Consider the following 26,313-nt stretch of genomic DNA (forward strand, 5'->3'; position numbering starts at 1 on the left):
CATCACCAGGAAGACACCGGAGAACGGCGATCATGACGCGAAGGCGCGAAATGCACTGAGACGTGGCGCGCCACCGGCGGTCAGGAGCGGAAGACGGCCAGGTTCTCGTTCTCCACGATGGCGAGGGTGCGGACGAGGCGGGTGTAGCGCTCGACGAGCTCGCCCTCCCCCGCGCCCTGTCCCAGCAGGGCCGAGATGCTCTCGGCAGGGAAGAGGGAGACGATCTCCATCGCGACGGCCCGCGCGTGCTCGGAGGAGAGAGTGCGCGCGTACTCCAGAGCGCGGGTCAGCTGCGGCCTCTCCTCCCCCTCCGGACTCCCCGACGGCGCCGTCGTGGCGGCATGCCCGAGGACCGCCACGAAGACGCGAGCGATCTCGTCGACCCGGAGTGCGCGGACCAGGGTCAGCAGACGCGAGGAGACGCGGGAGACGCCGCGCGCGAGGAGCTCTCCGCTGAGGGCGCGCACCTCGATCACGTCGCCGCCGCCGAACTCGCCGGAGACGCGCTTGATGCCCGAGGCGAACAGGCTCGAGCCGGCTCCGATGCTCCGCTCGGCCTCGAGGTTGATCTCGACGCGGCCGCGGCCGGTGGCCACTCCGGAGATCCAGCGCTGCTCCACGGGCGGATGCGCGTGCACGGCGCGGACGAGGGTGCCCGGGCCCGGCCCTCCCAGGGCGCCCAGGATGACCTCGGGGGTGCGCGCCCCGGCGATCCTGGTCGAGACGCCGTTGTGCGCGGCGAGCTCGGCGGCCCGCAGCTTGGAGCGGATGCCCCCTCGGCCGGTGCCGCCCTTCTGCACGCCGATGCGGCGCAGCTCCGAGATGCCCAGCTCCTCGAGGTGCACGCCCTCGGCGATGCTGCCGGCGAAGACGCCGGGGACGTCGGTGAGCAGCAGCAGCAGGTCCGCGCCGAGGAGCATCGCCAATCCGCCGGCGACGCCGTCGTTGTCCGAGCCGGCGGAGTCGATCGTGTCGTTGCCGTTGACCACGGGCACGACTCCGGCGTCGAGGGCGTGGCGGATCGCCTCGGCGACGTGTGCCATCTGCCGGGGAGAGGCGAGGTCGGACTCGCCGATGAGGATCTGCGCGACCAGGGCGCCCGAGAGCTCGGCCACCGAGCGGTAGAAGCCCATCAGGACGGTCTGGCCCACCGCTGCCGCCAGGCGGGCGCTGATCGGCTCCTCCTGCGAGCGGGCGAAGAGCGCCCGGCCCGAGGAGACGGCGCCGGAGGAGACCAGCACGACGTCCCAGCCCAGCGCGCGGGCGGCGAAGGCGCTCTCGAGCGCGCTGGCCAGGAGAACGGGATCCGGACCCGACTGCTTGGTGACCGAGCTGGACCCCATCTTGACCACGAGGGTCCTTCTGCGCGGCGCGGCCGGGGCGGTGGCGTCGGAGTCGGCGGGGTCGAGCAGGGCGTCGGACATGGCTCCCATGGTAGAGGCGCGGCAGGAGGCCCTCCCTCGCCGAGACCCGGTGGAGAACGCCCCCGGACGGGGATGTCGTAGGCGGATGCGAGACTGCCCGGGACGTCTGGAACCTCCTCCTCAGTGCGCCTCGCCGGGCGGTCGCGGAAGGGTCCGAGCAGCTCGCCGGTGGATGTCGGTGGCGATTGACATACTCGAACACATGTTCGAACATGGGCAGATGAGCCCCCCTTCACCCCTCGTCTCCGCGGAGACGGCCGAGGCCGCAGAGCCCCTTCTGCGGCAGCTCGCGTCGGTGAAGGAGCTGCAGTCCCGCATCCGGGACATGCAGGCGACCACTCTCGAGACCAGGAGCCTCGCCACCCTGCCGGCCTTCTCCTCCGTGCTCCCGGGCGGCTCGCTCAAGCAGGGTGCCGCCTACTCGGTGGAGGGCTCGATGAGTCTGGCGATGGGGCTGCTCGCCGGCCCGTCCGCCGAGGGCTCGTGGTGCGGCGTGGTGGGCGTCCCGGAGTTCGGGGCCGAGGCCGCGGCCGGCATGGGGATCGACCTCGAGCGCCTGGTGCTCGTGCCCGCACCGGCCGAGCACTGGCTCACCGTCACCGCCGCTCTGGTCGATGTGCTGACCGTCGTGCTCACCCGTCCGCCCGCCTCCGTCTCCTCGGCCGACGTCTCGCGTCTGGGAGCACGACTGCGCCAGCGGGGTGCCGCGCTCGTGGTCCTCGGCGAGTGGCCCCAGGCCGAGGCGCGGCTCAGCATCCGCAGCAGCCGCTGGGAGGGGCTCGGCGACGGCCACGGCTACCTGCGCTCCCGGGAGGCGATGGTCGATGTGGTCGGCCGGGCCGGCACCCGGGTGCGCACGGTGCGGATGAGCATGCCCGGCGTCGAGAGCGCCTTCGGCTTCCGGGTCGAGCACGGCCGCCTGCACGAGCGGGCGGTCTGAGATGGCGAGCGCACCCGAGCTGCGGCGGACGATCCTCGTCTGGTGCCCCGACTGGCCCCTCCTCGCGGCCGCCGCCGACGCCGGCCTCAGCGACGAGCACCCCCTGGCCCTCACGGAGAAGAGCCTGGTCTTCGCCTCCTCCCCCGCTGCCCGGGCGGAGGGGGTCCGGCGGGGCATGCGCGTGCGCGAGGCGCAGTCCCGTTGCACGGGTCTCGCCGTCCTCCCGTACGACCCGGTGCTCGACCACCGGGCGTTCGAGCCGCTCATCCAGGCGCTCGAGGAGATCACCCCGGGCGTCCAGCTGATCAGGCCCGGTCTGTGCGCGATCCGCGCCCGCGGTCCGCGCCGCTACTACGGGAGCGAGCAGAGCGCGGCCGAGGCGATCCTGCAGCGGCTGGCCGAGCTGGGTCTCCCCGACGCCCGCATCGGGATCGCCGACGGGCTCTTCGCCTCCGAGCTCGCCGCGAAGCACTCCGGCCGCCCCGTCGCCGTCGTGCCCCCAGGAGCAGCGGCAGGCTTCCTCGCTCCTCTCCCGCTCGACGCCCTCGAGACCGAGTCCGTCGCAGCCCCTGCCCGTGCTCCCCGCCGGGGGGACGACCTGGTGGCGCTCCTGCGCAGACTCGGCGTCCGCACCCTCGGCGACTTCGCCGCCCTCCCTCGCGAGGACGTCGCCGCCCGGTTCGGACCGGAGGGCGCCCACGCGCACCTCCTCGCCGCCGGTGCGGAGTCGGAGACGGTGGTGCCCCGGCTCCCGCCGGAGCGTCTCGACCGGGCGATGGAGTTCGAGCCCCCTCTGGACCGCATCGACCAGGCCGCCTTCGCCTTCCGCGTCCCCGCGGAGGAGTTCGTCGCCGGGCTCACCCGCGCACAGCTGGTCGCGACCGCCATCCGCATCGAGGTCGTCAGCGAGCGCGGTGAGGTCTCCTCCCGGAGCTGGCTGCACCCGAGATGGTTCACCCCGGGCGACGTGCTCGACCGAGTCCGCTGGCAGCTGCAGGGCAGCGGGGAGATCGACACCGGTCTCGGAGCGCCGATCTCGCGGCTGTGCGTCGAGCCCGAGGCGGTCGACGCGATCGGCAACCACGAGCAGGGTCTCTGGGGCACCGCTCCGGAGGAGCGCGTCCACCACGGGCTGAGCCGAGTGCAGAGCATGCTCGGGCACGAGGCCGTGATGACCGCGTCGATCGGAGGGGGTCGATCCCTCCGCGACCGCCAGCACCTGATCCCCTGGGGCGACCGGGAGCCGGGCGACGCACGGCCGAGGACCCTGCCCTGGCCCGGCTCCCTGCCGCCGCCCCTCCCGCCGACGGTCTTCGCGGAGCCCGCGGCCGTGCTCGTCCGCGGACCGAGGGGCGAACCCGTCGCGGTCGACGAGCGCGGCGCCCTCAGCTCCGTGCCCGCCTACTTCACCCCCGGGACCTCTCAGGCACGCCTGGAGCCCCTGGCCGGATGGGCGGGTCCCTGGCCGATCGACGAGCGCTGGTGGGATCCGAGCACCGCCGTCCGCTACGACCGCTTCCAGGTGGTCGACGCCGCCGGTGTCGCCTGGCTGCTGCTCTGCCTCGACGGGGTCTGGGCAGCGGAGGCCCGCTACGACTGAACCGGAGCATCCCTCCACCACCGCGAACGAGCACCGAAGGAGCCCCGATGGGCTGGAACAACCCGCCGATCCCCTGGTCGGAGTTCGAGCGCCGCCTCTCCAGCGGCAAGCGAGCCGACGGCACGGTCGTCCGGGGCGACGGCGGCGACAGTCCGGCCTGGTCGCACAAGCGCCCCGCCTACGTGGCAGGGGACGACGTCCGGCCGCCGGCTCATCCGGTGCCCTACGCCGAGCTGCACGCTCACTCCCACTTCAGCTTCCTCGACGGGGCGAGCAAGCCGGAGCAGCTGGTCGAGGAGGCGGTCCGGCTCGGCATCGACACTCTCGCGCTCACCGACCACGACGGCCTCTACGGCATCGTGAGGATGGCCGAGGCCGCGCAGGGGCACGCCGTCCGCACGGCCTTCGGAGCCGAGCTCTCGATCGGGCTCACCTCGCCTCAGAACGGGGTCGCCGATCCGGAGGGGACCCACCTGCTCGTCCTCGCGCGCCGCGAGGAGGGCTACCACCGCCTCGCCCGTGCGATCACCACCGCCCAGCTCGCCGGAGCCGAGAAGGGCAAGCCGAGCTACGACCTCGAGGAGCTCGCGCGCGCCGCCGACGGCCACTGGATCGTGCTGACGGGCTGCCGCAAGGGAGCGGTCCGTCAAGCGCTCGCCGCCGCAGGAGTGGCCGCGGCCGAGCAGGAGGTGCGCGAGCTCGTCCGGCTCTTCGGTCCCGCCAACGTCCTCGTGGAGCTGTACGACCACGGGGATCCCCTCGCCTCGCGCGCCAACGACCAGCTGGCGGCGATCGCCGAGAAGCTCCGGCTGCGGACGGTCGCCACCGGGAACGTGCACTACGCCCGGCCGGAGGAGCGCCCCCTCCAGACGGCCCTCGCCGCGGTCAGAGCACGCCGGAGCCTCGACGAGATGGACGGCTGGCTCCCCGCAGCGGGCGGCGCCCACCTGCGCTCCGGCGCCGAGATGGCCGAGCGCTTCGGCCGCTACCCCGGCTCCGTGGAGAACACGGTGCGCGTCGCCGACGAGATCGCCTTCGAGCTCGGCCGAGTCCGGCCCCGGCTGCCGCGCCAGGAGGTCCCCGAGGGGCACACCTCGATGAGCTGGCTGCGCGAGCTCGTGCGCGAGGCCGTGCCGGCCAAGTACCCCCGCGCCGACGCCGACGTCCTCGCGCGCCTCGAGAAGGAGCTCGCGGTGATCGAACAGAAGGACTTCCCGGGCTACTTCCTGATCGTCCACGACATCGTCCACTACGCCAAGCGGAACGGCATCCTCTGCCAGGGACGCGGCTCGGCCGCCAACTCGGCGGTCTGCTACGTCCTGGGCATCACAGCGGTCGACTCGATCTTCTACGACCTGCCGTTCGAGCGGTTCCTCTCCAGCATCCGCGACGAGGAGCCCGACATCGACGTCGACTTCGACTCGGAGCGGCGCGAGGAGGTGATCCAGTACGTCTACCGGAAGTACGGACGTCTGAACGCGGCCCAGGTCGCCAACGTCATCACCTACCGGCCCAAGTTCGCCGTGCGCGACATGGCCAAGGCCCTCGGATACAGCGCCGGGCAGCAGGACGGCTGGTCGAAGCAGGTCGAGCGGTGGGGGTCCGTCACCGAGAGCACCGACCACGACATCCCCGAGGACGTGGTCGCCCTGACCACCCGGGTGCTGGGCACGCCCCGGCACCTGGGCATCCACTCCGGCGGCATGGTGCTGACAGACCGGCCCGTGGGCGAGGTCTGCCCGATCGAGCCCGCCCGGATGGAGGACCGCACCGTCCTGCAGTGGGACAAGGACGACTGCGCCTGGATGGGCCTGGTCAAGTTCGACCTCCTCGGGCTCGGGATGCTCGCCGCCCTGCAGTACACGTTCGACCTCGTCGCCGAGCACGTCGGCGAGAAGTGGGACCTCTCCACCCTCCCCCGGGAGGAGAAGGGCGTCTACGACCAGCTCTGCCGCGCCGATTCGATCGGGGTGTTCCAGGTCGAGAGCCGGGCGCAGATGGGCACCCTCCCCCGGCTGCAGCCGCGCCGCTTCTACGATCTGGTGATCGAGGTAGCGCTCATCCGCCCCGGCCCCATCCAGGGCGGTGCGGTCCACCCCTACATCCGTCGCAAGCTCGGCGAGGAGCCGGTGACGTACCAGCACCCCCTCCTCGTGACGCCGCTCAAGCGCACCCTCGGCGTGCCGCTCTTCCAGGAGCAGCTCATGCAGGTGGCCGTGGCCGTCGGCGACTGCAACGCGGAGGACGCCGACCTGCTGCGCCGGGCGATGGGGTCCAAGCGCGGGACCGAGAAGATCGAGACCCTCCGCGAGCGGCTCTACCAGGGGATGGCCCGCAACGGCATCACGGGCGAGGTCGCGGACGACATCTACCTCCGGATCCAGGCCTTCGCGAACTTCGGCTTCGCCGAGAGCCATGCGATCAGCTTCGCCCTGCTGGTCTACGCGAGCGCCTGGCTCCGCCTGCACTACCCCGCCGCGTTCACCGCCGCGCTGCTGAGGGCGCAGCCCATGGGCTTCTACGCCCCGCACACCCTGGTCGCCGATGCCCGGCGTCACGGAGTGGAGGTCGTCTCGCCCGACGTCAACCGCTCCCTGGCGCCTCCCGGGCTCGAGGCGAAGGAGGACGCCCCCGCACGCCGGAGGGGCGGCGCCGCCTACGGGAGCGACGACTGCCTCCGCGCCGATCAGCCGCCCACGGGACTGTTCGACCGCACCGAGCACTTCCACACGGACGACCACAGGCGCGACAGCGGCTTCCTGATCCGGCTCGGGCTGGCAGGGGTGAAGGGCATCGGCACCGCGCTCGCCGAGCACATCGTCGCCGAGCGCGAACGCGGCGGACCCTACGCGAGCATGGCCGACCTCTCGCGTCGGGTCGGCACGACCGCGGCTCAGCTGGAGGCCCTCGGCGCCGCGGGCGCCTTCGACTCGCTCGGTCTGCAGCGTCGGCAGGCGCTCTGGGAGGCCGGCACCGCCGCAGGCGACCGCGAGGAGTTCCTCGCCGGCTCCACGGTCGTCGTGCAGCCCCCGCTCCTGCCGATGCTCTCCCCTCAGGAGCGCGTGGTCTTCGACTTCTGGGCCACCGGCATCTCGCCCGACGACCATCCGCTGCGCCACCTCCGCGAGGGACTCGCTCGCCGCGGCGCCCGCTCCTCGGCCGATCTCCCCGCCATCCCCTCGGGGACCCGGATCGAGGTCGGCGGGGTCGTGATCCACCGCCAACGTCCCTCCACAGCCGGTGGAGTGACCTTCCTCAACCTCGAGGACGAGCACGGGATCCTCAACGTGATCTGCTCCGTCGGAGTATGGAACCGCTACCGCCGCGTGGCCCGCGAGGCACCCGCCCTGCTGGTCAGGGGGATCCTCGAGCGCTCCGACGAGGGGGTGACGAACCTCCTCGCCGACAGGTTCGAGACCCTCACGGTCGGCGCTCGCACCACCTCCCGCAACTTCCGATGACCCCTCAGCGGCACCGCCCGCTCGCCCCACGAGAAAGCGACACCATGACCACTCTCGACCACGCCGCTCCCGCTCCGCACCTCGATGCGCCGCTCCTGAACGACCGCGAGCTGCGCGAGCGCGTCTCCTCGCTGATCGGACCGGCCTACCGCCGGGCGCTGTGGCCGATCTTCCTCGACCGCGACGGCGTGCAGCTGCCGATCCTCTACCCGGTGGACGGGCTCCCCGTGCACCCCGACGAGGAGAAGACCGAGCGGATCGTCGCCACCCTCGCCAAGGCCGTGGCGCACCAGGACGTGGGCTCGCTCGCCTTCGCCCTGGAACGTCCCGGGCGCGCCTTCCTCGGCGAGACCGATCGGGTCCTCGCCCGTCACCTGGCGGCGGCGTGCCACAAGCGGGCCATCCCCCTCCGCGCGCTCCTGCTCGTCCACGACGAGGGAGTGCGGGTCGTGACCGCGACGGAGTACGCCGCGGTCACGCTCTGAGCGCTCGGGCCCGAGGCGGCCGTTCAGGACAGCGGCAGCCGGCCACCTGAACAGCCGGCCGCCACTGACCTCAGGCGCTCAGGCGCTCAGGCGCTCAGCGTCACCAGCAGCGAGGAGGCGCCGAGGTCCACCTCGGTGTCCCCGGGCTGCACCGCGTACTCCCCGACGCCGAGCAGCGTCTCCGCCACCTCCGGCAGGGCGATGCGGGCGGCGGACTCGCCGACGTTGATCGCCACGGTCACCCGACCGCGGCCGAGAGCCAGCCAGCGGGCCTCCTCGTCGAACTCCACGCGGAGCGACCCGAAGCGCGGGTCCGTCAGCTCGGGGTAGCGGCGGCGGATCGCCGCCAGCTCGCGGTACACCTCGAGGGTGCGGGCGTGACGCCCCTCCCCGACCTCGGACCAGTCGAGCCGCGAGCGAAGGAACGTCTCCGGGTCCTGCGGGTCGGGCACGACCTCCGGGTCCCAGCCCATCTTCGCGAACTCCTCTATGCGGCCCTTCGCCGTCGCCTCGCCCAGATCCTTCTCCGGGTGCGAGGTGAAGAACTGCCACGGGGTCGACGCCGCCCACTCCTCGCCCATGAACAGCATGGGAGTGAAAGGGCCCAGCAGCGTCAGAGCAGCGGCGATCGCGAGACGGCCCTCGTCGAGGGACGCCGTCAGACGGTCGCCGACCGCCCGGTTGCCGATCTGGTCGTGGTTCTGGCTGCAGACCACCAGGCGCCAGGTCGGCATGTGCTCGGTGTCCACCGGACGGCCGTGGTGACGGCCGCGGAACGTCGAGAGGGTGCCGTCGTGGAAGAAGCCCCGGGTCAGCACCTTCGCGAGGGCGCCGAGCGGCGCGAAGTCCTCGTAGTAGCCCGTGGTCTCCCCTGTCAGCGCGACGTGGACCGCGTGGTGGAAGTCGTCGCTCCACTGCGCGTCGAGCCCGTAGCCGTGCGCCTCCCGCGGAGTGATCAGCGTCGGGTCGTTGAGGTCGGACTCGGCGATCAGCGTCAGAGGGCGCCCGACGTGGGCCGACAGCACGGCCACCTCGCTCGCCATCTCCTCGAGCACGTGCACGGCCCGCTCGTCCGAGAGGGCGTGCACCGCGTCCAGGCGCAGGGCGTCGACGCGGTAGTCGCGCAGCCACATCAGAGCGTTGTCGATGATGTACCCGCGGACGGTGTCCGAACCCTCGCCGTCCAGGTTGATCGAGCTGCCCCAGGTGTTGGCCTTCTCGTTCTTGAGGTAGGGGCCGAACTCCGGCAGGTAGTTGCCGCTCGGGCCGAGGTGGTTGTAGACGACGTCCTGGACCACGCCGAGGCCGGCGCGGTGGGCGGCGTCCACGAAGCGCTGGTACGCCTCGGGTCCGCCGTACGGCTCGTGCACGGCGTACCAGAGGACGCCGTCGTAGCCCCAGTTGTGCGTTCCGTTCACCGCGTTGACCGGCAGCAGCTCGATGAAGTCCACGCCGATCGAGCGCAGGTGCTCGAAGCGCTCCGCCGCCGCGTCCAGGGTGCCCTCGGGTGTGAACGTGCCGAGGTGCAGCTCGTAGATGACGGCGCCGGCGAGCTCGCGCCCGGTCCAGGCGGAGTCGCCCCACTCGTGCGCCGAGGGGTCGAACGTGCGCGAGAGCTCGTGCACGCCCTTCGGCTGGCGGCGCGAGCGGGGGTCCGGCAGCGGACCACTGCCGTCCACCCGGTACCCGTAGTCGACCTCGCCGGTGGCCGGGGCCGACGCGGGCGCCCGCCACCATCCGTCGTCTCCGTGGCGGGTCATCGTCAGCGACGAGTCGCCGCCGAGGAGGAGCTCGACCGTCGAGGCCTCGGGGGCCCAGACGTCGAACCGCTCGGGACCGGTCGTCGGGAGTGCGTAGCGGTAGGGAGTCGTGCTGATCACTGCTGTCTCCAGGAGGGGTCGGATCGGTCTGCGGTGCGGTGGCGGAACCGGTCAGGAGACCGGGGCGAGCAGTGCCACGGGGTAGTCGGCGAGGATCTCGGCGACCGGAGTCACTCCTCCCGCGAAGGTGCTGCCGGTGAGGACGTCCTCCATCGGGTGCCCGGGCAGGACCACGACCGTGCCGTTCCACCCGCCCGAAGCGGCGAGGCCCTCGGGGAGCCTGGTCGCGACGGTCAGCGCGCCGCCGCGGTCGAAAGCGATCGCGTGCTCGGCGGCGGGCCCGATCGCGGGGACGGCGGCGTAGCGGGTGAACAGCTCGGGGCGGTCGCGGCGGAGCCGGAGGGCGCGTGAGGTGACGAGGAGCTTCGCGGCTCCCTCGGCGTCGATCGCGGGCTTCCAGCCGCCGTCGATCCGCTCCAGCAGCGCTCGACGCTGCCCGAAGTCGACCTCGCGGCGGTTGTCCGGGTCGACGAGGGAGGTCTCCCAGAGCTCGCTGCCCTGGTAGACGTCCGGGATGCCCGGGGCGGTGATCTGCACGAGCTTCGCGGCGAGGCCGTTCGACCAGCCGGCGGCCGACACCCGCTCGACGGTCTGCTCGACCAGCCGGCGGACGGCGGGCTCGTCGAACGCCGCGTCGATCGCCGCGTGCATCCGCTTCTCGAACTGCTCGTCAGGAGCGGTCCAGTGCGTCGAGTCGTCGGCCTCGCGCGACGCCTTCTCGGCGTAGGCGTGCAGGCGCTCGCGGCTGGCGGGCCAGGTCCCCACGACGGCCTCCCAGAGCAGGTGCTCGATCGGGCCGTCGCCGAAGCCGACGAGGTCGTGGAGCTCGCGGAGCGTCGCCGCCCACGCCTCCGGGTCCTCGGCCAGTGCGGTGATGCGGGCACGGGTGTCCTCGCCGCGCTTCGTGTCGTGGGTCGAGAGCGTGGTGAGCGAGGCGGGGAACGAGGCCTGGCGCACGGCCTGGCGGCGGTGGAACTCGACCAGGTCGATCGCGAACTCGTCCGGGTCCGCTCCGACCTCGTTCAGCGAGGTGAGGCGGCTGAAGCGGTAGAACGCCGTGTCCTCGACGCCCTTCGCCATCACCATGCCGGAGGTCTGCTGGAAGCGCACGGACACCGGAGTGCCGGTCTCGCCGAGCGCCGCGGCGACCTCGTCGATGGTCGCGCGGATCTCGGGACGGCGGCGCACGGCGTCGACGCGGGCGTGCTCGAGGTGCTCCGCTCCGTAGGGGAGGTAGCTGCGGTAGACCGGGTAGGTCGCCAGGAGCTCCGCCAGCGCGTCGTCCGCTCCCTCGATGCCGGGGATCAGGCGGGCCAGCCGCAGGACCTCGGAGCGGAGGATGCCGTCGGCGATGCCGCGCTTGGTGTCGTGGATGAGGTCGGCCCACTGCAGCGGGGCGCCGTTCCCCGTGAGCTCGGCGTCGAGGCCCTCCAGCACGGGGCGGGCGTCGGGGTCGACCAGGATGCGGTCGACGTCGGCCAGGGCGTCGTAGCCCGTGGTGCCGACGGTCGCCCAGTGCGGCGGGAGCTCCTCGTCGCCCTCGAGGATCTTCTCGACCCAGACCGGGGCGCCGCCGATCGCGCGGGCCAGGTCGTCGAGGTATCCGCCCGGGTCGGCCAGGCCGTCCGGGTGGTCGACGCGCAGGCCGTCTGCGAGCCCCTCGGTGAACCAGCGGACGATCTCGGCGTGCGAGGCGTCGAACACCTCGGGCCGCTCGACCGTGATGGCGGCGAGGGTGTTCACCGCGAAGAAGCGGCGGTAGTTCAGCTCCGCGTCGGCGCGGCGCCAGTTCACGAGCTCGTAGCTCTGGCGCTCGTGCACCGTGCGGCCGGAGTCGCCGGGCTCGGCGGTGCCGGGCGCGATCGGCAGGCGGTTCTCGTAGTAGTGCAGCTCGTCGCCGACGACCTCGAGCGCGTCGAGTTCGCTGTCGCTGTCGCCCTCGCTCGCACCGTCGCCGAGGATCGGCACGCGCAGCTTCCCGCCCCCCGCCTCCCAGTCGATGTCGAAGGCGGTGGCGTAGCGGGAGGACTTCCCGTTCCTCAGCAGGTCCCACCACCAGGAGTTCTCGCTCGGGGTCGCGACGCCCATGTGGTTGGGGACGATGTCGATGAGGACGCCGAGGCCCTCCGCCCGCGCCGCGGCCGAGGCGTTCGCCAGGCCGGCCGCGCCACCGCGGTCGGGATCGACCTCGGTGTGGTCCACCACGTCGTAGCCGTGGTCCGAGCCGGGCTCGGCCTTCAGCAGCGGCGAGAAGTACAGCCAGTCCGCTCCGAGCGCGCGCACGTAGTCGGCGACGCGGGCGGCGTCGTCGAGGTCGAACGCCGACCGGATCTGGAGGCGGTAGGTGGAGGCGGGCAGACGCACGTCAGGCTCCTGTCGAGGGTGCGGTCGCGGAGTCGGTCGACTCGGCGTGGGGGCTGGTGGGTCCCGTCGAGGAGACGATCGGGATGGCCGAGGTGGCCGCCAGGGACGCGAGCGAGGCGGCGACCGAGTGGTCGACCTCGGGCTCGGGGGTGCTGTGCTCCTGGAGGATGACGAGCGACTTCGCCTGGACGGTGAGCATCGCCCCCGCCGGACGCGGGATCGAGTCCGCCTCGGCACCGGCGGTGTCGACGAGGACGCTCCACTCGAGCGCGTACTCGTCGCTCGGGATCGCGAACTCGACGTCGACGTCGTCGGCGTTGAAGTACAGGAGGAAGCTGTCGTCGGTGACCGGGCGTCCGCGCTGGTCGCGCTCGCGGATCCCGTTGCCGTTGAGGTAGATGCCCACCGATCGGCCGAGACCGGAGTCCCAGTCGGACGGGGACATCTCGGTGCCGGCAGCGGTGAACCAGACGATGTCGGGCAGGGGCTCGCCGTCGCCGCGCAGGACGGGGCGGCCGTCGAAGAAGCGCATGCGGCGGAAGGTCGGGTGCTCGGCGCGCAGGCGGATGAGCGCCGCGGTGAACTCGAGCAGCGGCCGGTCGGCGTGCGCCCAGTCGATCCAGGTCAGCTCGCTGTCCTGGGCGTAGGTGTTGTTGTTGCCGTTCTGGGTCCGGCCCAGCTCGTCGCCGTGGAGGATCATCGGGACGCCCTGGGAGATCAGCATCGTCGCGAGGAAGTTCCGCTGCTGGCGCGCCCGGAGCGCGAGCACCCGCGGGTCGTCCGTGGGCCCCTCCACGCCGTGGTTCCAGGAGCGGTTGTGCGACTCGCCGTCGTTGCCGTCCTCGCCGTTGGCGTCGTTGTGCTTCTCGTTGTACGAGACCAGGTCCCGGAGGGTGAAGCCGTCGTGCGCCGTGACGAAGTTGATCGAGGCGACCGGGTAGCGGCCCGAGTGCGCGTAGAGGTCGGCCGAGCCGGTGAGGCGCGAGGCGAACTCCCCCAGCGTCGACGGCTCGCCGCGCCAGAAGTCGCGGACCGTGTCGCGGTACTTGCCGTTCCACTCGGTCCACTGGGGCGGGAAGTTGCCCACCTGGTAGCCGCCGGGCCCGACGTCCCACGGCTCGGCGATCAGCTTCACCTGCGAGACCACCGGGTCCTGCTGGACGAGCTCGAAGAAGGTGGAGAGCCGGTCGACGTCGTAGAACTCGCGTGCGAGCGCCGAGGCGAGATCGAAGCGGAAGCCGTCGACGCGCATCTCCGTCACCCAGTAGCGCAGCGAGTCCATGATGAGCTGGAGCGAGTGCGGGTGGCGCACGTTCAGGGTGTTCCCGGTGCCGGTGTAGTCCATGTAGTAGCGCTTGTCGTCGTCGACGAGGCGGTAGTAGGCCTCGTTGTCGATGCCGCGGAACGACAGGGTGGGGCCGAGGTGGTTGCCCTCCGCCGTGTGGTTGTAGACCACGTCGAGGATGACCTCGATGCCGGCCGCGTGGAGCGCCTTCACCATGCTCTTGAACTCCTGGACCTGCTGGCCCTGGTCGCCCGTGGAGGAGTAGGTGTTCTGCGGTGCGAAGAAGCCGATCGTGTTGTAGCCCCAGTAGTTCGAGAGGCCCTTGTCCATCAGCGTGGAGTCGTTCACGAACTGGTGCACGGGCATGAGCTCGATCGCCGAGACGCCCAGGTGCTTGAGGTGGTCGATCACCGCGGGGTGGGCGACTCCGGCGTAGGTGCCGCGGAGCTCCTCCGGCACGTCGGGGTGCGTCTTGGTGAGCCCCTTCACGTGCGCCTCGTAGATCACGGTGCTGTCGTAGGAGGTGCGCGGGCGGCGGTCACCGGCCCAGTCGAAGAAGGGGTTGATGACGACGCCCATCATCATGTGCGGCGCCGAGTCCTCGTCGTTCGTCGAGTCCGGGTCGCCGAAGGTGTACGAGAAGAGGGACTGGTCCCAGTCGATCTCCCCCGAGATCGCCTTCGCGTAGGGGTCCAGCAGCAGCTTGTTCGGGTTGCAGCGGTGGCCGGCATCGGGGTCGTACGGTCCGTGGATGCGGAAGCCGTAGCGCTGGCCCGGCTGGACCTGCGGGAGGTAGCAGTGCCAGACGTAGGCGTCCGACTCCTGGATCTCGACGCGCGTCTCGGTGCCGTCCTCCTCGAAGAGGCACAGCTCGACGCGCTCGGCGATCTCGCTGAACAGGGCGAAGTTCGTGCCGCTTCCGTCGAACGTCGCGCCCAACGGGTAGGCGGTTCCGGGCCAGGTCTCCACGAGACTCCTCAGGGGATTGTTCTCGGACAGTCCGGGAGACGCCGATGTGCGGTCTGCGGATGCCCGACGTCGGGGGTGATGGTCCGTCACTTCCGCGACGGACCGACTGCTCAGCTTAGCGAGCGTGTCTCGAGCATTCCCCTGACGGTCAGCGCTCATCGCGCGGTCCTCCTCCGGTGGTCACGACCGGCGGCCGGAACCGCCGTCCGGTTCGTCCTGCGGGCGCGTGAGCGGGCAGGTCGTTCCGGTGGGTCACGCTCGAACAGTACGGTCGCGCCCGGTCCGCCGGGGAGGGCTGGCGCCGCGCCGGGTGCATCGGCTAGAACGCGCCGGAGGGGCTGTCCGGCCCACGCGGAGGGGCCGGCCGGGCTGGGCGGGAGCAGCGATCGGCCCCGTCGTCAGGGCCACGTCGCCACGGACCGGGGCGCCGCACCGCGATCAGTGCGAGCCGAGCCTGCGCCGCAGGAGATCGATCCGCGCCTGCAGCTGGGTCACGCTCGCCTGCGCCACCGCGGGTCCGCCGCAGAGCCGGCGCAGCTCGGTGTGCACCTGGCCGTGCGACTCGCCCGTCCCCCGTGCCCACAGGCCGACCAGGGAGTTGAGCAGGCTGCGCTGCTCCTTGAGCGTGCGGTAGAGCGGCGCCGGGATCTCGCTCGCCGGCTCGGCCGGGGCCGCCGCGCCCGCGCGGCTGCCGGCGCGCTTGGCCTGCCGCTGCTGCCGGTGCTGGAGCAGCTCCCGCACCTGGTCGGGCTCGAGGAGCCCCGGCAGGCCGATGAAGTCGAGCTCCTCCTCGCTCTCGACCTCGACCTCCATCCCGAACTCGGCGCCCTCGTAGACGACGCGGTCGAAGGTGGCGGCCGAGCCGATCGACTCGAAGCGGCCCTCCTCCAGGAGATCGGAGGACGCCTTGTCGCTGCGCTCGGCGTCGGCCATCAGGTCGGCCTCGGGGTACTCCTCGTCGTCGGAGGTCCTGCGGTCGAGGGCGTGATCGCGCTGCAGCTCCATCGAGCCCGCCAGCGCGAGCAGGCCGGGCACGTTCGGGAGGAACACCGAGGCGGTCTCGCCGCGGCGCCGCGCGCGCACGAAGCGGCCGATCGCCTGGGCGAAGAACAGAGGAGTCGACGCCGATGTCGCGTAGACGCCGACGGCCAGCCTCGGCACGTCGACGCCCTCGGAGACCATGCGGACCGCGACCATCCAGCGACTGGTGTCCTTCGCGAACTCCTCGATCCGGTCGCTCGCCTCCTTCTCGTCGGAGAGCACGACGGTGACGGTCTCGCCGCTGATCTCGCGGAGCATCGCGGCGTAGGCGCGCGCGGTGTAGTGGTCGGTCGCGATGACCAGGCCCCCGGCGTCGGGCACGGCGCGCCGCACCTCGGTGAGGCGGGTGTTCGCGGCGCGGAGGACAGAGGGGATCCAGTCGCCCTTCGGGTCCAGCGCGGTCCGCCAGGCCTGCGAGGTGATGTCCTTGGTGTTGCCCTCGCCGAGGCGCGCCTCCATCTCGTCGCCGGCCTTCGACTTCCAGCGCATCTGCCCGGCGTAGACCATGAACAGCACCGGCCGGACGACGCCGTCCGCGAGCGCGCGGCCGTAGCCGTAGGCGTAGTCGGTGAGCGAGGTGCGGATGCCCTCCTCGTCCGGCAGGTAGCTGACGAACGGGATCGCTGCCGTGTCCGAGCGGAACGGCGTCCCGGTCAGCGAGAGCCGGCGGACGGCGGGCTCGAAGGCCTCGCGCACCGCGTCGCCCCAGCTGAGCGCGTCGCCGGCGTGGTGCACCTCGTCGAGGATGACGAGGGTGCGCCCGGACAGGGTGAGCTCGCGGTGGAGCTCGGCGCGGACGGCGACCTGCGCGTAGGTGACGGCGACGCCGTGGTAGTGGCGGGCGTGGCGGCCCATGCGGTTGGTGAAGGTCGGGTCCAGGCGGATGCCGACGCGGTGGGCGGCCTCGGCCCACTGGCGCTTGAGGTGCTCCGTCGGCGCGACCACGGTGATCCGGTCGACCGTGCGGTTGTGCAGCAGCTCGGCGGCCAGCCGCAGCGCGAAGGTGGTCTTGCCCGCGCCCGGGGTCGCGGCGGCCAGGAAGTCGCGCGGCTCGTGCTGGAAGTAGGCCTCGAGCGCCTCCGCCTGCCAGGCGCGGAGCTTGTTCGCGGTACCCCACGGTGCCCTGCCCGGGAACGACGGGGACAGGTGCTCAGCGGCGGAGGTGCCGACCTGATGACCGAAGCTCGAGGGACTGTTCACGTGGACCGAATCTAGCCGACGCCTCCGACAGCGGCTCGGTCTCCGCGGCCCGCCGGGAGGCGCACGGCGTGTCGCGCCGTGCCACCGGCGGCCGGGTGCGGAGCATGATGGAGGGATGGTCGAGCAGCGTCATCCGTGGTCCCGCTACGTCGCCCTGGGCGACTCCTTCACCGAGGGGATCGGCGATCCCGAGCCCGGCAGCCCCGGCGGGCACCGCGGCTGGGCGGACCGCGTGGCGGAGGTCCTGGGCAGCCAGAACGAGGACTTCGCCTACGCCAACCTGGCGGTGCGCGGCCGCCTCCTGCAGCAGATCGTCGACGAGCAGGTCGAGCCCGCCCTGGAGCTGCGCCCCGACCTCATCACCATCTCCGCGGGCGGGAACGACGTCATCCGCCCGGGGACCGACCCCGACGACATCGCGTCCCGCTTCGAGTCGGGCCTCGCCCGGCTCCGCTCCGACGGGGCGACCGTCGTCCTCTTCACCGGAGTGGACGTGGGCTTCTCCCCCGTGTTCGGGCGGATCCGCGGGAAGGTCGCGATCTACAACGAGAACCTGCGGGCGCTGGCCAAGCGGTACGACTGCATCGTCGCCGACCAGTGGTCCCTCCAGGAGATCCAGGACGTGCGGATGTGGGCGCCGGACCGCCTGCACCTCAACCCGCACGGCCACCACGAGGTCGCGCGCATGGTCCTCGAGTCGCTGAACGTCGAGAACGACCTGCGCCCCCTCGCCCCGGAGCCGCTGCACGCCCGCACGTGGCGTGCCGCCCGCACGGAGGACATCCAGTGGGCGCGGGAGTACCTCGTGCCCTGGGTGCTGCGCCGAGTCCGCCACCAGTCCTCCGGCGACTTCATCACCGCCAAACGGCCCTCCGCCGAGCGCTGGAGCACCGATGCCGCGGCCTCGGAGCCGGGCTCGGTCGTGCCGGGCAACGCGACGCCGGAGGAGGTCGCCGAGGACATCGCGACCGCCGGCGTGCGGATCGTCGGCGACCGGGCCGCGGATCCCCTGGCCTGATCCGCTCCCGGGAGGCGGCGGCTCGCCCCGCGCTCAGCCGAACAGCTCGGCCGGGTGGCCGAGGCGCCAGGCGAAGCCCGGGTCCTCGATCGACCCGTCGGCGACGAGGGGAAGCTCGTACGGGGTGCCGTTGACGTCGACGGTCGCGGTCCCCACGCGCTCGCCGTCGGCGACGGTCTCGAGCGGATCGAGGGCGACCGTGGTCGACGTCGAGACCGCACCCCACACCAGCACGGACCGCGCCTCCGCGGTCTCGGCCGTCGCCGTCTCCCCCCAGGCGCTCGTGAGGGTGCCGTACTCCTGCCCCTCGACGGTCAGCGGGACGGTCCGGAAGCCCGCCTCGACGGTCGGGACGAGGGTCAGCACGTCCGCGGCGAGCTGCGGGTGCGTGCGCGCGCCCACCACCACGCCGACCAGGGTGACCGGCCGGCCCTCGACGGTCGCGTCGAGCGAGAACAGCAGGCACGAGCCCGCCTCGTCGGTCGTCCCCGTCTTGATCCCGTCCACTCCCGAGCGGCCGAGGAGCGAGTTGGTGTTGTCGACCTCGCCGACCCCCGGGATGACCGCGGTCGGCATCGCGACGATCGGAGCGAGCACCGGGTCCGCGATCAGCAGCTCGCCCAGGCGCACCATCTCGGCCGTCGTGCTGACCGTCGCCGGCGAGAGCCCGCTGGTGTCGGCGAGGGAGGTCCGCTCGAGCCCCTGCCCGTCCAGCCAGCCGCGCGCCGCGGCGAGGAAGGCGTCCTCCGAGCCGTACGCCCAGATCGCGAGGGACTTCGCGTAGTTGTTCGCGGACGGGAGCATCATGGCGGTCAGCGCCTCCCGCTCGGTCAGCTGCAGACCCGCGGTGACCGGAGCGTTCGAGCCGTTCTCGGCCAGGGTGTCGTTGTAGTACTGCACGTCCGCGCTCGTGAAGGTGATGGTCTCCCCGTCCGTCCCCTCTGCGATCGGCTTCGCCGCGAGGACGACGAGAGCGGTGACGACCTTGGCGATGCTCCCCGTCGGCACGGTTCCGGTGGAGCCGTAGCGGGCGAGCAGCCCGTCCTCCTCCGTCCCGTCGATGCCCACGGCCGCCACGGCGCCGGAGCCGTAGGCCGGCCAGGCCGGAGCGGGCGCGTCGACGGTGCTCGAGACGGGGTCCACCGCGACGGCGCTCGCCGTCGGCAGCTCCGCGGTCGCGGCGTTGGTCGCGTAGGCACCGCCTCCACCGACCAGCACGGTCGCAGCGACGAGACCGGCGACGACCGCCCCGCGCCGTCGACGCGGTCGCGGCTCCGGCGCGGCGGGCTCCCCGAACAGGTCGAGGGCGTCGTCGGATCGGGTCGGGGAGGTCACCCCGTCATCGTACGGGCGGGCCTCTCACCCGTCCCGGACGCCGCCCCGTCGTCGGACGCGGCGGGTGACGCGCGGCACCGACCCCGATCCAGCGGCGGGAGCGTCAGCAGCAGGTCACCGCGGGGCCGCCGAGCGCCCGAGCCGGGCGGTCAGCGCCCGCGGGTCAGCGCCCACAGTGCGACGGCGCTCGCCGAGGCCACGTTGAGCGAGTCGACGCCGTGCAGCATCGGGATGGTGACGACGGTGTCCGAGGCGTCCAGCGCCGCGCGGCTGAGCCCGTCCCCCTCGGCGCCCAGGACGATCGCGACGCGCTCGGGGCGAGCCGCCGCGTACTCGTCGAGCGGCACCGCGTCCGGAGCGAGCGCCAGCGCGGCGACCGAGAACCCGGCCTCCTCCAGAGCGCGGCGAGCCGGTGCCCACTCGGGGGTGCGCGTCCACGGCACCTGCAGGACCGTGCCCATGCTCACCCGGACGCTGCGCCGGTACAGGGGGTCCGCGCAGCGCGGCGTCACGAGGACCGCGTCCGCGCCCATGCCGGCCGCGGCGCGGAAGACGGCGCCGACGTTGGTGTGGTCGACCAGGTCCTCCAGGATCACGACGAGGCGCGCGCCCTCCAGCAGCTCGGCCATCGGCCGCAGCGGCGGACGGTGCATCGAGGCGAGCGCTCCGCGGTGGAGGTGGAACCCGGTCAGCTCCTCGATCAGCGGATCCGGCGCCACGAAGACCGGCACCTCGGGATGACGCTCGAGCACCCCGGCCGCGTCCGGCAGCCGCTTCTCCTGCACCAGGACCGAGCGGGGACGGTGCCCGGCGTCGAGCGCCCGCTCGATCACCTTGGCGGACTCGGCGATGTACAGACCGCCCTCCGGCTCCAGCACCCGCCGCAGCGCCACGTCGGTGAGGCGGTGGTAGTCGGCGAGGAGCGGGTGGTCGAGGTCGGTGATGTGCACGATCGGCATCCCGGCAATCTAGGGCACGGCGCGGACTAAACTCGTCGGGGGCCGCTCGAACGGCCCTCGAAGGAGGCGCGGATGGAGTCGAGTCCGACACCGGTCGCCGAGGGCCCCGAGGCGCTCGCGGTCGAGCAGGCCGTCGAACTCCTCAGCGGGCGCCGCATCGCCGCCGTCACCGGCGCGGGCATGAGCACCGACTCGGGCATCCCCGACTACCGCGGAGCCGGGGCACCGGTGCGCAGCCCGATGACCTACTCCCAGTTCGTCGCCGATCCCGACTACCGCCGCCGGTACTGGGCCGGCAGCCAGCTCGGCTGGCGCCGCTTCACCAGCACGCTCCCCAACGACGGCCACCGGGCCCTGGCCCGGCTCGAGGAGCGCGGCCTGCTCACGGGCGTCGTCACCCAGAACGTCGACGGCCTGCACGTCCGGGCCGGCTCGCGCCGCGTCGTGGATCTGCACGGCTCGGCGGACCGTGTGCGCTGCATGACCTGCGGCCAGTACTTCGCCCGCGACGCGGTGGCCGAGCGGATCGAGGCGCTCAACCCCTGGCTCGACGACCCCGACGTCTCCTCCCTCAACCCCGACGGCGACGCCGAGGTCCACGACGTCTCGGCGATGACCGTCCCCGAGTGCACGGTCTGCGGCGGGATCCTGAAGCCGGACATCGTCTTCTTCGGCGAGTTCATCCCGACCGAGCGGTTCGAGGAGGCGCGCGCCATCGTCGCGGGCGCCGACGCCCTGCTCGTCGCCGGCTCGTCGCTCGTGGTCAACTCCGGCATCCGCTTCCTCGAGATCGCCCGGCGCGCCCGGATGCCGATCGTGATCGTCAACCGCGGCACCACCAAGGGCGACTCGCGCGCGAGCATCAAGATCGACGGAGGCACCAGCGAGGTGCTCCGCGAGCTCGCCGAGCGCCTGCCCGCGCGCCGCACCGCCGCCCTCTGAGCTCCCGCCCGCTCCGCACCCGACCTCCCGAGAGGCCCCTGTGACCCAGCTCACCCTCGTCCGCCACGGTCAGACCGACTGGAACGCCGCCCGGCGCATCCAGGGCAGGAGCGACATCCCGCTCAACGCGACCGGGCGCGCCCAGGCGCGGGCGGCGGCGCGGCTGCTCGCCGACCGGCGCTTCGACGCCGTGGTCGCCAGTCCGCTGCAGCGCGCCTTCGACACCGGAGCGATCATCGCGCGCGGTCTCGGACTCGACGAGCCGCTGGCGGTGCCGGGCCTGGCCGAGCGCGCCTACGGCGAGGCGGAGGGGATGACCGGTCCCGAGCTCGCCGAGCGCTTCCCCGGAGGCATCGAGCGCGCGCCGATCCCCGGCTGCGAGACCCGCGCCGAGGTCGTCGAGCGGGCGACCGCCGCGCTGCTCGAGGTGGCCGAGCGCTTCCCCGACGCGTCCGTCGTCGTCGCCACGCACGGTGCGGTCATCGGCAGCCTGATCCGCGCGCTCAGCAGCGAGGACCTCCCCGTGCACGGCGTCTCGGTCGGCAACGGCTCCCGGCACGACTTCGCGATCGTCGACGGTGCCCTGCGCATCGTCGGCGTCGACGACTCCGGCGACGTGGTCGTGGCGGACGTCGACCTCGACGACGTGCTCAGCCCGGCCCCGGGAGCCTGACGGCCCGCCTCCCGGAGGCGGTCCGATCGCCGGACCACGTCAGCGCCGGCCGAGGTCCTGCAGGAGCCCGAAGAGCACCCGGGCGGAGTCGCGCCAGGAGAAGGCCGCGGCCCGCTCCCTCGCCCGGGCCGAGTGCGTCCGCCACACGGCGCCGTCCTCGAGCGACCGCACGCCGTCCGCGATGCCCTTCGCGCTCGACGGGTCGACGTACACGGCGGCGTCCTGGGCGATCTCGCGGAAGATCGGGATGTCGCTCACCACGACCGGCGTCCCGAGCGCCATCGCCTCGACCAGCGGGATCCCGAAGCCCTCGTCCCTGCTCGCCGTCACGAGAGCGGTCGCCCGCGCGAGCACCGCACGGTACTCCGCGTCCGGCGCCCCCTGGTGGAACACCAGCTCCGCGGTCGGCGCCAGGGCCCGGAGCGTCTCGACGGTCTCGTCGCTCGCCCGGCTCATCAGGTGCAGCTCGTAGTCGGGCAGCAGCCGCATCGCGCGCGCGAGCGTCTCGACGTTCTTGTAGGGCATGAACGAGCCCATGTAGACGAGCGAGCGCGCGGCCGACCGGTCGGGCAGCGATCCCGCCAGAGCGGCGCTCGCCTCGTCGGGCTCGGTCGCCGCGTTCGGGACGACGACCACCGGCCGGGTGGTGAGGCGGTGGGAGCGGATCAGGTCGCGGGTGGTCTCCGAGACGGTGACGACCGCGTCGGCGCGCTGGAGGAGCCTCCGCTGCGGCCACCAGGCGAGGTGGTAGAGCCGCCAGAGCGCGCGCACGGGAGCGGCCAGGTCGCGCGGCGGAGTGCGGTGGCGGTAGTAGATGAGGTCGTGCACGGTCAGGACGAGCCGGTAGCGGCGGCCGAGCGAGCCCATGGTCTGCATCGGCGAGAAGACCACGTCGGGCCGCAGCCGGTTCACCAGCAGCGCGACGAACGGCTCGAACGGGCTGGTCGGCCCGGTCACGCGCTCCCACGGGAGCGACGGGAGCATCGCGAGCTGGCGGCGGTCGCTGATCAGCATGGTCACGTCGTGCAGCTTCGCGAGCTCGCGGACGAGCTCCGCGGTGTAGCGGCTGATCCCGTCGTGCCGCTCGAGCCGGGTGTACCGGCAGTCGACGACGATCCTCATCGGTCGATCCCCTCCTCGAGGGCCGTCCGCAGCACGGCGGCGGCCTCGTCCGGCGTCTCGTAGTGGATCAGGTGGCCGACTCCGTCGATGACGTGCAGGCGGGCGTGCGGCAGCCTCTCGAGCAGGCGGTACTGCGCCGGGAGCGGAGTGATGTCGTCCTGCGCCGCGGCGATCAGCTGCGTCGGCACGCCGATCCGGGAGGCGTACTCGCCGACGTCGTGCGAGACGGAGGCGCGGAACGCCTCGAGGACCGTGTCGCGGGAGGCGAAGGCGCTGAAGTAGCGGTCGTGCTGGTCGTGCACGAAGCGTCGCAGCGCCGGCTCCTTCGTCTTCACCATCGCCAGGCTCATCACCCGCACGATCAGCGGGTCGCTGAGCAGGCGGCGTCCGAGGGGCCCCGGCAGGAGCGCGCCGAGCCGGTAGTAGAGGACGGCGAGCCTGGTCAGGACGCCGCGGGGACCCTGCAGGGCGGGCGCGCCGATCGGGTTGACCAGCACCAGGAGCGGAGCGGGCAGCCCGTCGGCGACGGCCGCGGCCGCGACGATCGAGCCGAAGGAGTGGCCGAGGACGGCCGCCTCGCCGCGGAGCCCCAGCGCGTCGAGGAAGGAGCCGAGCCAGGAGGCGTAGCCGTCCACGTCGTGCGGCAGGCGCGTCATCGGGGTCGAGGCGCCGAAGCCGGGCAGGTCGGGAGCGACGACCCGCACGTCCGCTCCCCCGGCGAGCAGACGGGCGACGACGGGCTCGAGGCCGTGGTGCTCGCCGCGGAACCCGTGCACCAGCACGAGGACGGTCGAGGCGTCCGGAGCGCCGTAGGTCCAGTAGGCGGTGCGGGATCCGGCGACGTCCACCGCGGCCTCGCGGACGGGGACACGGCCGAGATCGGAGGCGTAGGGGGAGGGAGTGGTCATCGCGTTCCTTATCGTAGGGAAAGCCCGTCGAAGATCTGGCCGCAACGCCTTGCGTGGCCTCGATCCGAGCCGGGAGCATGATCACGCGCTCGCAACACGGCGCACCGCCCACCCGTCTCGCGAGACGGTCATCCGCTCAGGCAGCAGCAGAAGGAGCACCGTGAGCTTCACGTCGCCGATCCAACTCCCCGGACTCGCCCTCGACCCCCAGTGGTACCGCCGGGCGGTGTTCTACGAGGTGATGATCCGGTCGTACTACGACTCCAACGGCGACGGCGCCGGCGACATCAACGGGCTCGCCTCCAAGCTCGACTACCTGCAGTGGCTCGGGATCGACGCCCTCTGGCTCCCGCCGTTCTACATGTCGCCTCTGCGCGACGGCGGCTACGACGTCTCCGACTTCAAGGCGATCCTCCCCGAGTTCGGCACGATGGAGGACTTCCGCGACCTCGTCCGGAAGGCCCACGAGCGCAACATGCGCATCGTGATGGACTTCCCGCTCAACCACACCAGCGACCAGCACGAGTGGTTCCAGCAGTCCCGGTCCGACCCCGAGGGCCCCTACGGCGACTTCTACGTCTGGAACGACACCGACGACAAGTGGCCGGACATCCGCATCATCTTCGTCGACACCGAGGACTCGAACTGGGCCTTCGACGCCGAGCGCCGCCAGTTCTACTTCCACCGCTTCTTCTCGCACCAGCCGGACCTCAACTTCGAGAACCCCGCCGTGCACGAGGCGATCCACGACGTGGTCAAGTTCTGGCTCGACCTCGGCGTCGACGGCATCCGGCTCGACGCGATCCCCTACCTCTACGAGTCCGACGAGGGCAACGGAGAGGGCGAGCCGCCCACCCACGAGTTCATCAAGAACCTCCGCACCATGGTCGACCGCGACTACCCCGGCCGCATCCTGATCGCCGAGGCGAACCAGTGGCCGCGGGAGGTCGCCGCGTTCTTCGGCACGGAGGAGGAGCCCGAGTGCCACATGGCGTTCGACTTCCCGGTCATGCCGCGCATCTTCTACTCCCTCCGCGCGCAGACGGCGAACGAGCTGAAGAAGGTGCTCTCCGAGACGTTCGACATCCCCAGCGGCGCCGCCTGGGGCGTGTTCCTCCGCAACCACGACGAGCTCACGCTCGAGATGGTGTCCGAGGAGTACCGCCAGGCCATGTACGGCTGGTACGCCTACGACCCGCGGATGCGCTCGAACATCGGCATCCGCCGCAGGCTCGCGCCGCTGCTTGACAACTCGCGTGCCGAGCTCGAGCTGATCAACGCCCTGCTCTTCTCCCTCGCCGGCAGCCCGTTCCTGTACTACGGCGACGAGATCGGCATGGGCGACAACATCTGGCTCAACGACCGCGACGCGTCGCGCACGCCGATGCAGTGGACGCCCGACCGCAACGCCGGTTTCTCGGCCGCCGACCCCGGCAAGCTCGTGCAGCCGATCGTCCAGTCGCTCGTCTACCACTACAACCAGGTCAACGTGGAGGCGCAGCTGGCGCAGTCCCGCTCCCTGCTGCACTGGATGCGGAACGTCCTGCACGTGCGCCGCGGCCACCCGGCGTTCGGCCTGGGGTCGATGCGCGTCCTCGAGACGGACCACGAGTCGGTGCTCGCCTTCGTGCGGGACTACGCCGGCTCGGGCTCCGAGATGGGCGACCAGCCCGAGGAGGTGCTCTGCGTCTTCAGCTTCAACCACAACCCGGTCTCGGTCACGATCACGGACCCGGAGAACCCCGGGTCGACGCTCAGCGACCTGTTCGGCGGCGGCCGCTTCCCCGGATTCTCGGACGACGGCACGCTGACGATGACACTCGGCACGCAGGGCTTCTTCTGGCTCCACGTCGCCAAGGCGCACGAGGCCCGCTGACCCGGCAGCACGCCGAGGGGCCTCCGGCCGATGTCGGAGGCCCCCTTTAGGCTGTCGGCGTGAGCACCACCGGAACGACCGAGACGCAGACCGAGCCGATGCTGTTCGACGACGCCGAGCAGGAGCTCGTCCCCTCCGAAGGGGCGCGGTGGTTCGATCTGCTGGCCGTGTTCGACCTCGAGACCACCGGCATCGACGTCCGCACGAGCCGCATCGTCACCGCGCACGTCGGCGTGATCGACGCGGCGGGCGAGCCGATCGAGGGCACGACCTGGCTCGCCGATCCCGGGGTCGAGATCCCGGCCGGCGCCTCCGCCGTCCACGGGATCAGCACCGAGCACGCCCGCGCGCACGGCCGCCCCGCCGGCGAGGTCGTGGCCGAGATCTCCGAGGCGCTGCGCTCGCTCCTCGCCCGCGGCATCCCGGTCGTCGTCTACAACGCCCCCTACGACCTCTCGCTCCTCGCCCACGAGGCGCGCCGCTGGGGCGTGCCCGTGCTGCTCGACCCGAGCCCCGTCGTCGATCCGCTCGTGATCGACAAGGCGGTGGACCGCTACCGCAAGGGCAAGCGCACCCTGACCCTCGCCGCCGAGCACTACGGCGTCGCCCTCACCGAGGCGCACGACGCGGGCGCGGACGCGATCGCGGCGGGTCGGGTCGCCCAGGCGCTGGGCCGCGCCTTCGCCGACGAGCTCGGAGTCGGCGCGGAGGCCCTGCACGCGCTCCAGGTCGACTGGTGCCGCACCCAGGCCGAGTCCTTCCAGGAGTACATGCGCCGCGTCCGCGACGAGTCCTTCGTCGCCGACGGGGGCTGGCCGGTCCGCCACTGAC

Annotated in this window: 18 protein-coding genes; 9 read left to right on the forward strand and 9 right to left on the reverse strand. The window is 72.4% G+C overall.

The window, feature by feature from the left end; translation table 11 throughout:
• Positions 1-80 precede the first annotated feature (80 nt).
• Positions 81-1,424: a glutamate 5-kinase gene (gene proB, locus C5C25_RS08610; protein ID WP_181133672.1), complete on the reverse strand. Its 1,344-nt coding sequence runs from the start codon at positions 1,422-1,424 to the stop codon at positions 81-83.
• Positions 1,425-1,644: 220 nt separating this feature from the next.
• Here proB and C5C25_RS08615 point away from each other — a divergent pair, with 220 nt between their 5' ends.
• The 4 genes from C5C25_RS08615 to C5C25_RS08630 are packed head-to-tail and all read left to right on the forward strand — an operon-like array spanning position 1,645 to position 7,910.
• On the forward strand, positions 1,645-2,364 hold the full coding sequence (locus C5C25_RS08615) for a hypothetical protein (RefSeq protein WP_104250349.1): 720 nt from the start codon (positions 1,645-1,647) through the stop codon (positions 2,362-2,364).
• A gap of 1 nt (position 2,365) precedes the next feature.
• The gene (locus C5C25_RS08620) at positions 2,366-3,964 is read left to right on the forward strand and encodes a DNA polymerase Y family protein (RefSeq protein WP_104250350.1); all 1,599 of its coding nucleotides are present in this window, start codon (positions 2,366-2,368) and stop codon (positions 3,962-3,964) included.
• Positions 3,965-4,011: 47 nt separating this feature from the next.
• On the forward strand, positions 4,012-7,425 hold the full coding sequence (locus tag C5C25_RS08625) for an error-prone DNA polymerase (protein ID WP_104250351.1): 3,414 nt from the start codon (positions 4,012-4,014) through the stop codon (positions 7,423-7,425).
• Positions 7,426-7,469: 44 nt separating this feature from the next.
• Positions 7,470-7,910, forward strand: coding sequence for a hypothetical protein (locus tag C5C25_RS08630; protein WP_104221992.1), 441 nt, complete (start codon positions 7,470-7,472; stop codon positions 7,908-7,910).
• A gap of 86 nt (positions 7,911-7,996) precedes the next feature.
• On the opposite strand, the gene treZ is transcribed toward C5C25_RS08630, so the two are convergent.
• The 4 genes from treZ to C5C25_RS08650 all read right to left on the reverse strand — a co-directional run bounded on the left by treZ (position 7,997) and on the right by C5C25_RS08650 (position 16,649).
• Complete coding sequence (gene treZ, locus C5C25_RS08635; protein WP_258069376.1) at positions 7,997-9,790, reverse strand: malto-oligosyltrehalose trehalohydrolase; 1,794 nt, start codon at positions 9,788-9,790, stop codon at positions 7,997-7,999.
• Between the two features lie 51 nt (positions 9,791-9,841).
• Positions 9,842-12,154, reverse strand: a complete 2,313-nt coding sequence (gene treY / locus C5C25_RS08640; RefSeq protein WP_104250352.1) for a malto-oligosyltrehalose synthase — start codon at positions 12,152-12,154, stop codon at positions 9,842-9,844.
• Position 12,155: 1 nt separating this feature from the next.
• Positions 12,156-14,408: a glycogen debranching protein GlgX gene (glgX, locus tag C5C25_RS08645; RefSeq protein ID WP_104237465.1), complete on the reverse strand. Its 2,253-nt coding sequence runs from the start codon at positions 14,406-14,408 to the stop codon at positions 12,156-12,158.
• Positions 14,409-14,846: 438 nt separating this feature from the next.
• Positions 14,847-16,649, reverse strand: a complete 1,803-nt coding sequence (locus tag C5C25_RS08650) for a DEAD/DEAH box helicase (protein WP_104237466.1) — start codon at positions 16,647-16,649, stop codon at positions 14,847-14,849.
• Positions 16,650-16,764: 115 nt separating this feature from the next.
• Here C5C25_RS08650 and C5C25_RS08655 point away from each other — a divergent pair, with 115 nt between their 5' ends.
• Positions 16,765-17,667: an SGNH/GDSL hydrolase family protein gene (locus C5C25_RS08655; protein WP_104250353.1), complete on the forward strand. Its 903-nt coding sequence runs from the start codon at positions 16,765-16,767 to the stop codon at positions 17,665-17,667.
• A gap of 33 nt (positions 17,668-17,700) precedes the next feature.
• Here C5C25_RS08655 and C5C25_RS08660 read toward each other — a convergent pair whose 3' ends face one another.
• Together C5C25_RS08660 and C5C25_RS08665 are read right to left on the reverse strand one after the other, a co-directional pair.
• Positions 17,701-19,002: a D-alanyl-D-alanine carboxypeptidase family protein gene (locus C5C25_RS08660; RefSeq protein WP_104250354.1), complete on the reverse strand. Its 1,302-nt coding sequence runs from the start codon at positions 19,000-19,002 to the stop codon at positions 17,701-17,703.
• A 149-nt stretch (positions 19,003-19,151) separates the two neighbouring features.
• Positions 19,152-19,961 (reverse strand): RNA methyltransferase, encoded by an 810-nt coding sequence (locus C5C25_RS08665; protein ID WP_104232619.1) that lies wholly within the window; start codon positions 19,959-19,961, stop codon positions 19,152-19,154.
• Positions 19,962-20,033: 72 nt separating this feature from the next.
• Between C5C25_RS08665 and C5C25_RS08670 the strand changes: the two genes are divergently transcribed.
• A complete protein-coding gene (locus C5C25_RS08670; protein ID WP_104250355.1) occupies positions 20,034-20,903 on the forward strand; it encodes a Sir2 family NAD-dependent protein deacetylase in 870 nt (289 codons plus the stop codon).
• A gap of 40 nt (positions 20,904-20,943) precedes the next feature.
• The gene (locus C5C25_RS08675) at positions 20,944-21,576 is read left to right on the forward strand and encodes a histidine phosphatase family protein (RefSeq protein ID WP_104232621.1); all 633 of its coding nucleotides are present in this window, start codon (positions 20,944-20,946) and stop codon (positions 21,574-21,576) included.
• A 39-nt stretch (positions 21,577-21,615) separates the two neighbouring features.
• Here C5C25_RS08675 and C5C25_RS08680 read toward each other — a convergent pair whose 3' ends face one another.
• Together C5C25_RS08680 and C5C25_RS08685 are read right to left on the reverse strand one after the other, a co-directional pair.
• Positions 21,616-22,698, reverse strand: a complete 1,083-nt coding sequence (locus C5C25_RS08680) for a glycosyltransferase family 1 protein (protein WP_104250356.1) — start codon at positions 22,696-22,698, stop codon at positions 21,616-21,618.
• Positions 22,695-23,606, reverse strand: a complete 912-nt coding sequence (locus C5C25_RS08685) for an alpha/beta fold hydrolase (RefSeq protein WP_104250357.1) — start codon at positions 23,604-23,606, stop codon at positions 22,695-22,697. Before C5C25_RS08685 ends, C5C25_RS08680 begins: the two co-directional genes overlap by 4 nt.
• A 160-nt stretch (positions 23,607-23,766) precedes the next feature.
• Here C5C25_RS08685 and treS point away from each other — a divergent pair, with 160 nt between their 5' ends.
• Both treS and C5C25_RS08695 read left to right on the forward strand, forming a co-directional pair.
• Positions 23,767-25,482: a maltose alpha-D-glucosyltransferase gene (gene treS / locus C5C25_RS08690; protein WP_104221970.1), complete on the forward strand. Its 1,716-nt coding sequence runs from the start codon at positions 23,767-23,769 to the stop codon at positions 25,480-25,482.
• Between the two features lie 98 nt (positions 25,483-25,580).
• Positions 25,581-26,312 carry a 3'-5' exonuclease gene (locus C5C25_RS08695; protein WP_104222136.1) on the forward strand — a complete coding sequence of 244 codons (732 nt, stop codon included), beginning with the start codon at positions 25,581-25,583 and terminating at the stop codon, positions 26,310-26,312.
• The last annotated feature ends 1 nt before the right edge of the window (position 26,313 follow it).

It is taken from the genome of Rathayibacter sp. AY2B9 (assembly GCF_002931595.1).
Classification (GTDB): Bacteria; Actinomycetota; Actinomycetes; order Actinomycetales; family Microbacteriaceae; genus Rathayibacter.

Coding starts and splice junctions, on each gene's coding strand:
- proB (WP_181133672.1), bottom strand. CDS start 1,424: ATGTCCGACGCCCTGCTCGACCCCGCCGACTCCGACGCCACCGCCCCG.
- C5C25_RS08615 (WP_104250349.1), top strand. CDS start 1,645: ATGAGCCCCCCTTCACCCCTCGTCTCCGCGGAGACGGCCGAGGCCGCA.
- C5C25_RS08620 (WP_104250350.1), top strand. CDS start 2,366: ATGGCGAGCGCACCCGAGCTGCGGCGGACGATCCTCGTCTGGTGCCCC.
- C5C25_RS08625 (WP_104250351.1), top strand. CDS start 4,012: ATGGGCTGGAACAACCCGCCGATCCCCTGGTCGGAGTTCGAGCGCCGC.
- C5C25_RS08630 (WP_104221992.1), top strand. CDS start 7,470: ATGACCACTCTCGACCACGCCGCTCCCGCTCCGCACCTCGATGCGCCG.
- C5C25_RS08655 (WP_104250353.1), top strand. CDS start 16,765: ATGGTCGAGCAGCGTCATCCGTGGTCCCGCTACGTCGCCCTGGGCGAC.
- C5C25_RS08665 (WP_104232619.1), bottom strand. CDS start 19,961: ATGCCGATCGTGCACATCACCGACCTCGACCACCCGCTCCTCGCCGAC.
- C5C25_RS08670 (WP_104250355.1), top strand. CDS start 20,034: ATGGAGTCGAGTCCGACACCGGTCGCCGAGGGCCCCGAGGCGCTCGCG.
- C5C25_RS08680 (WP_104250356.1), bottom strand. CDS start 22,698: ATGAGGATCGTCGTCGACTGCCGGTACACCCGGCTCGAGCGGCACGAC.
- C5C25_RS08685 (WP_104250357.1), bottom strand. CDS start 23,606: ATGACCACTCCCTCCCCCTACGCCTCCGATCTCGGCCGTGTCCCCGTC.
- C5C25_RS08695 (WP_104222136.1), top strand. CDS start 25,581: ATGCTGTTCGACGACGCCGAGCAGGAGCTCGTCCCCTCCGAAGGGGCG.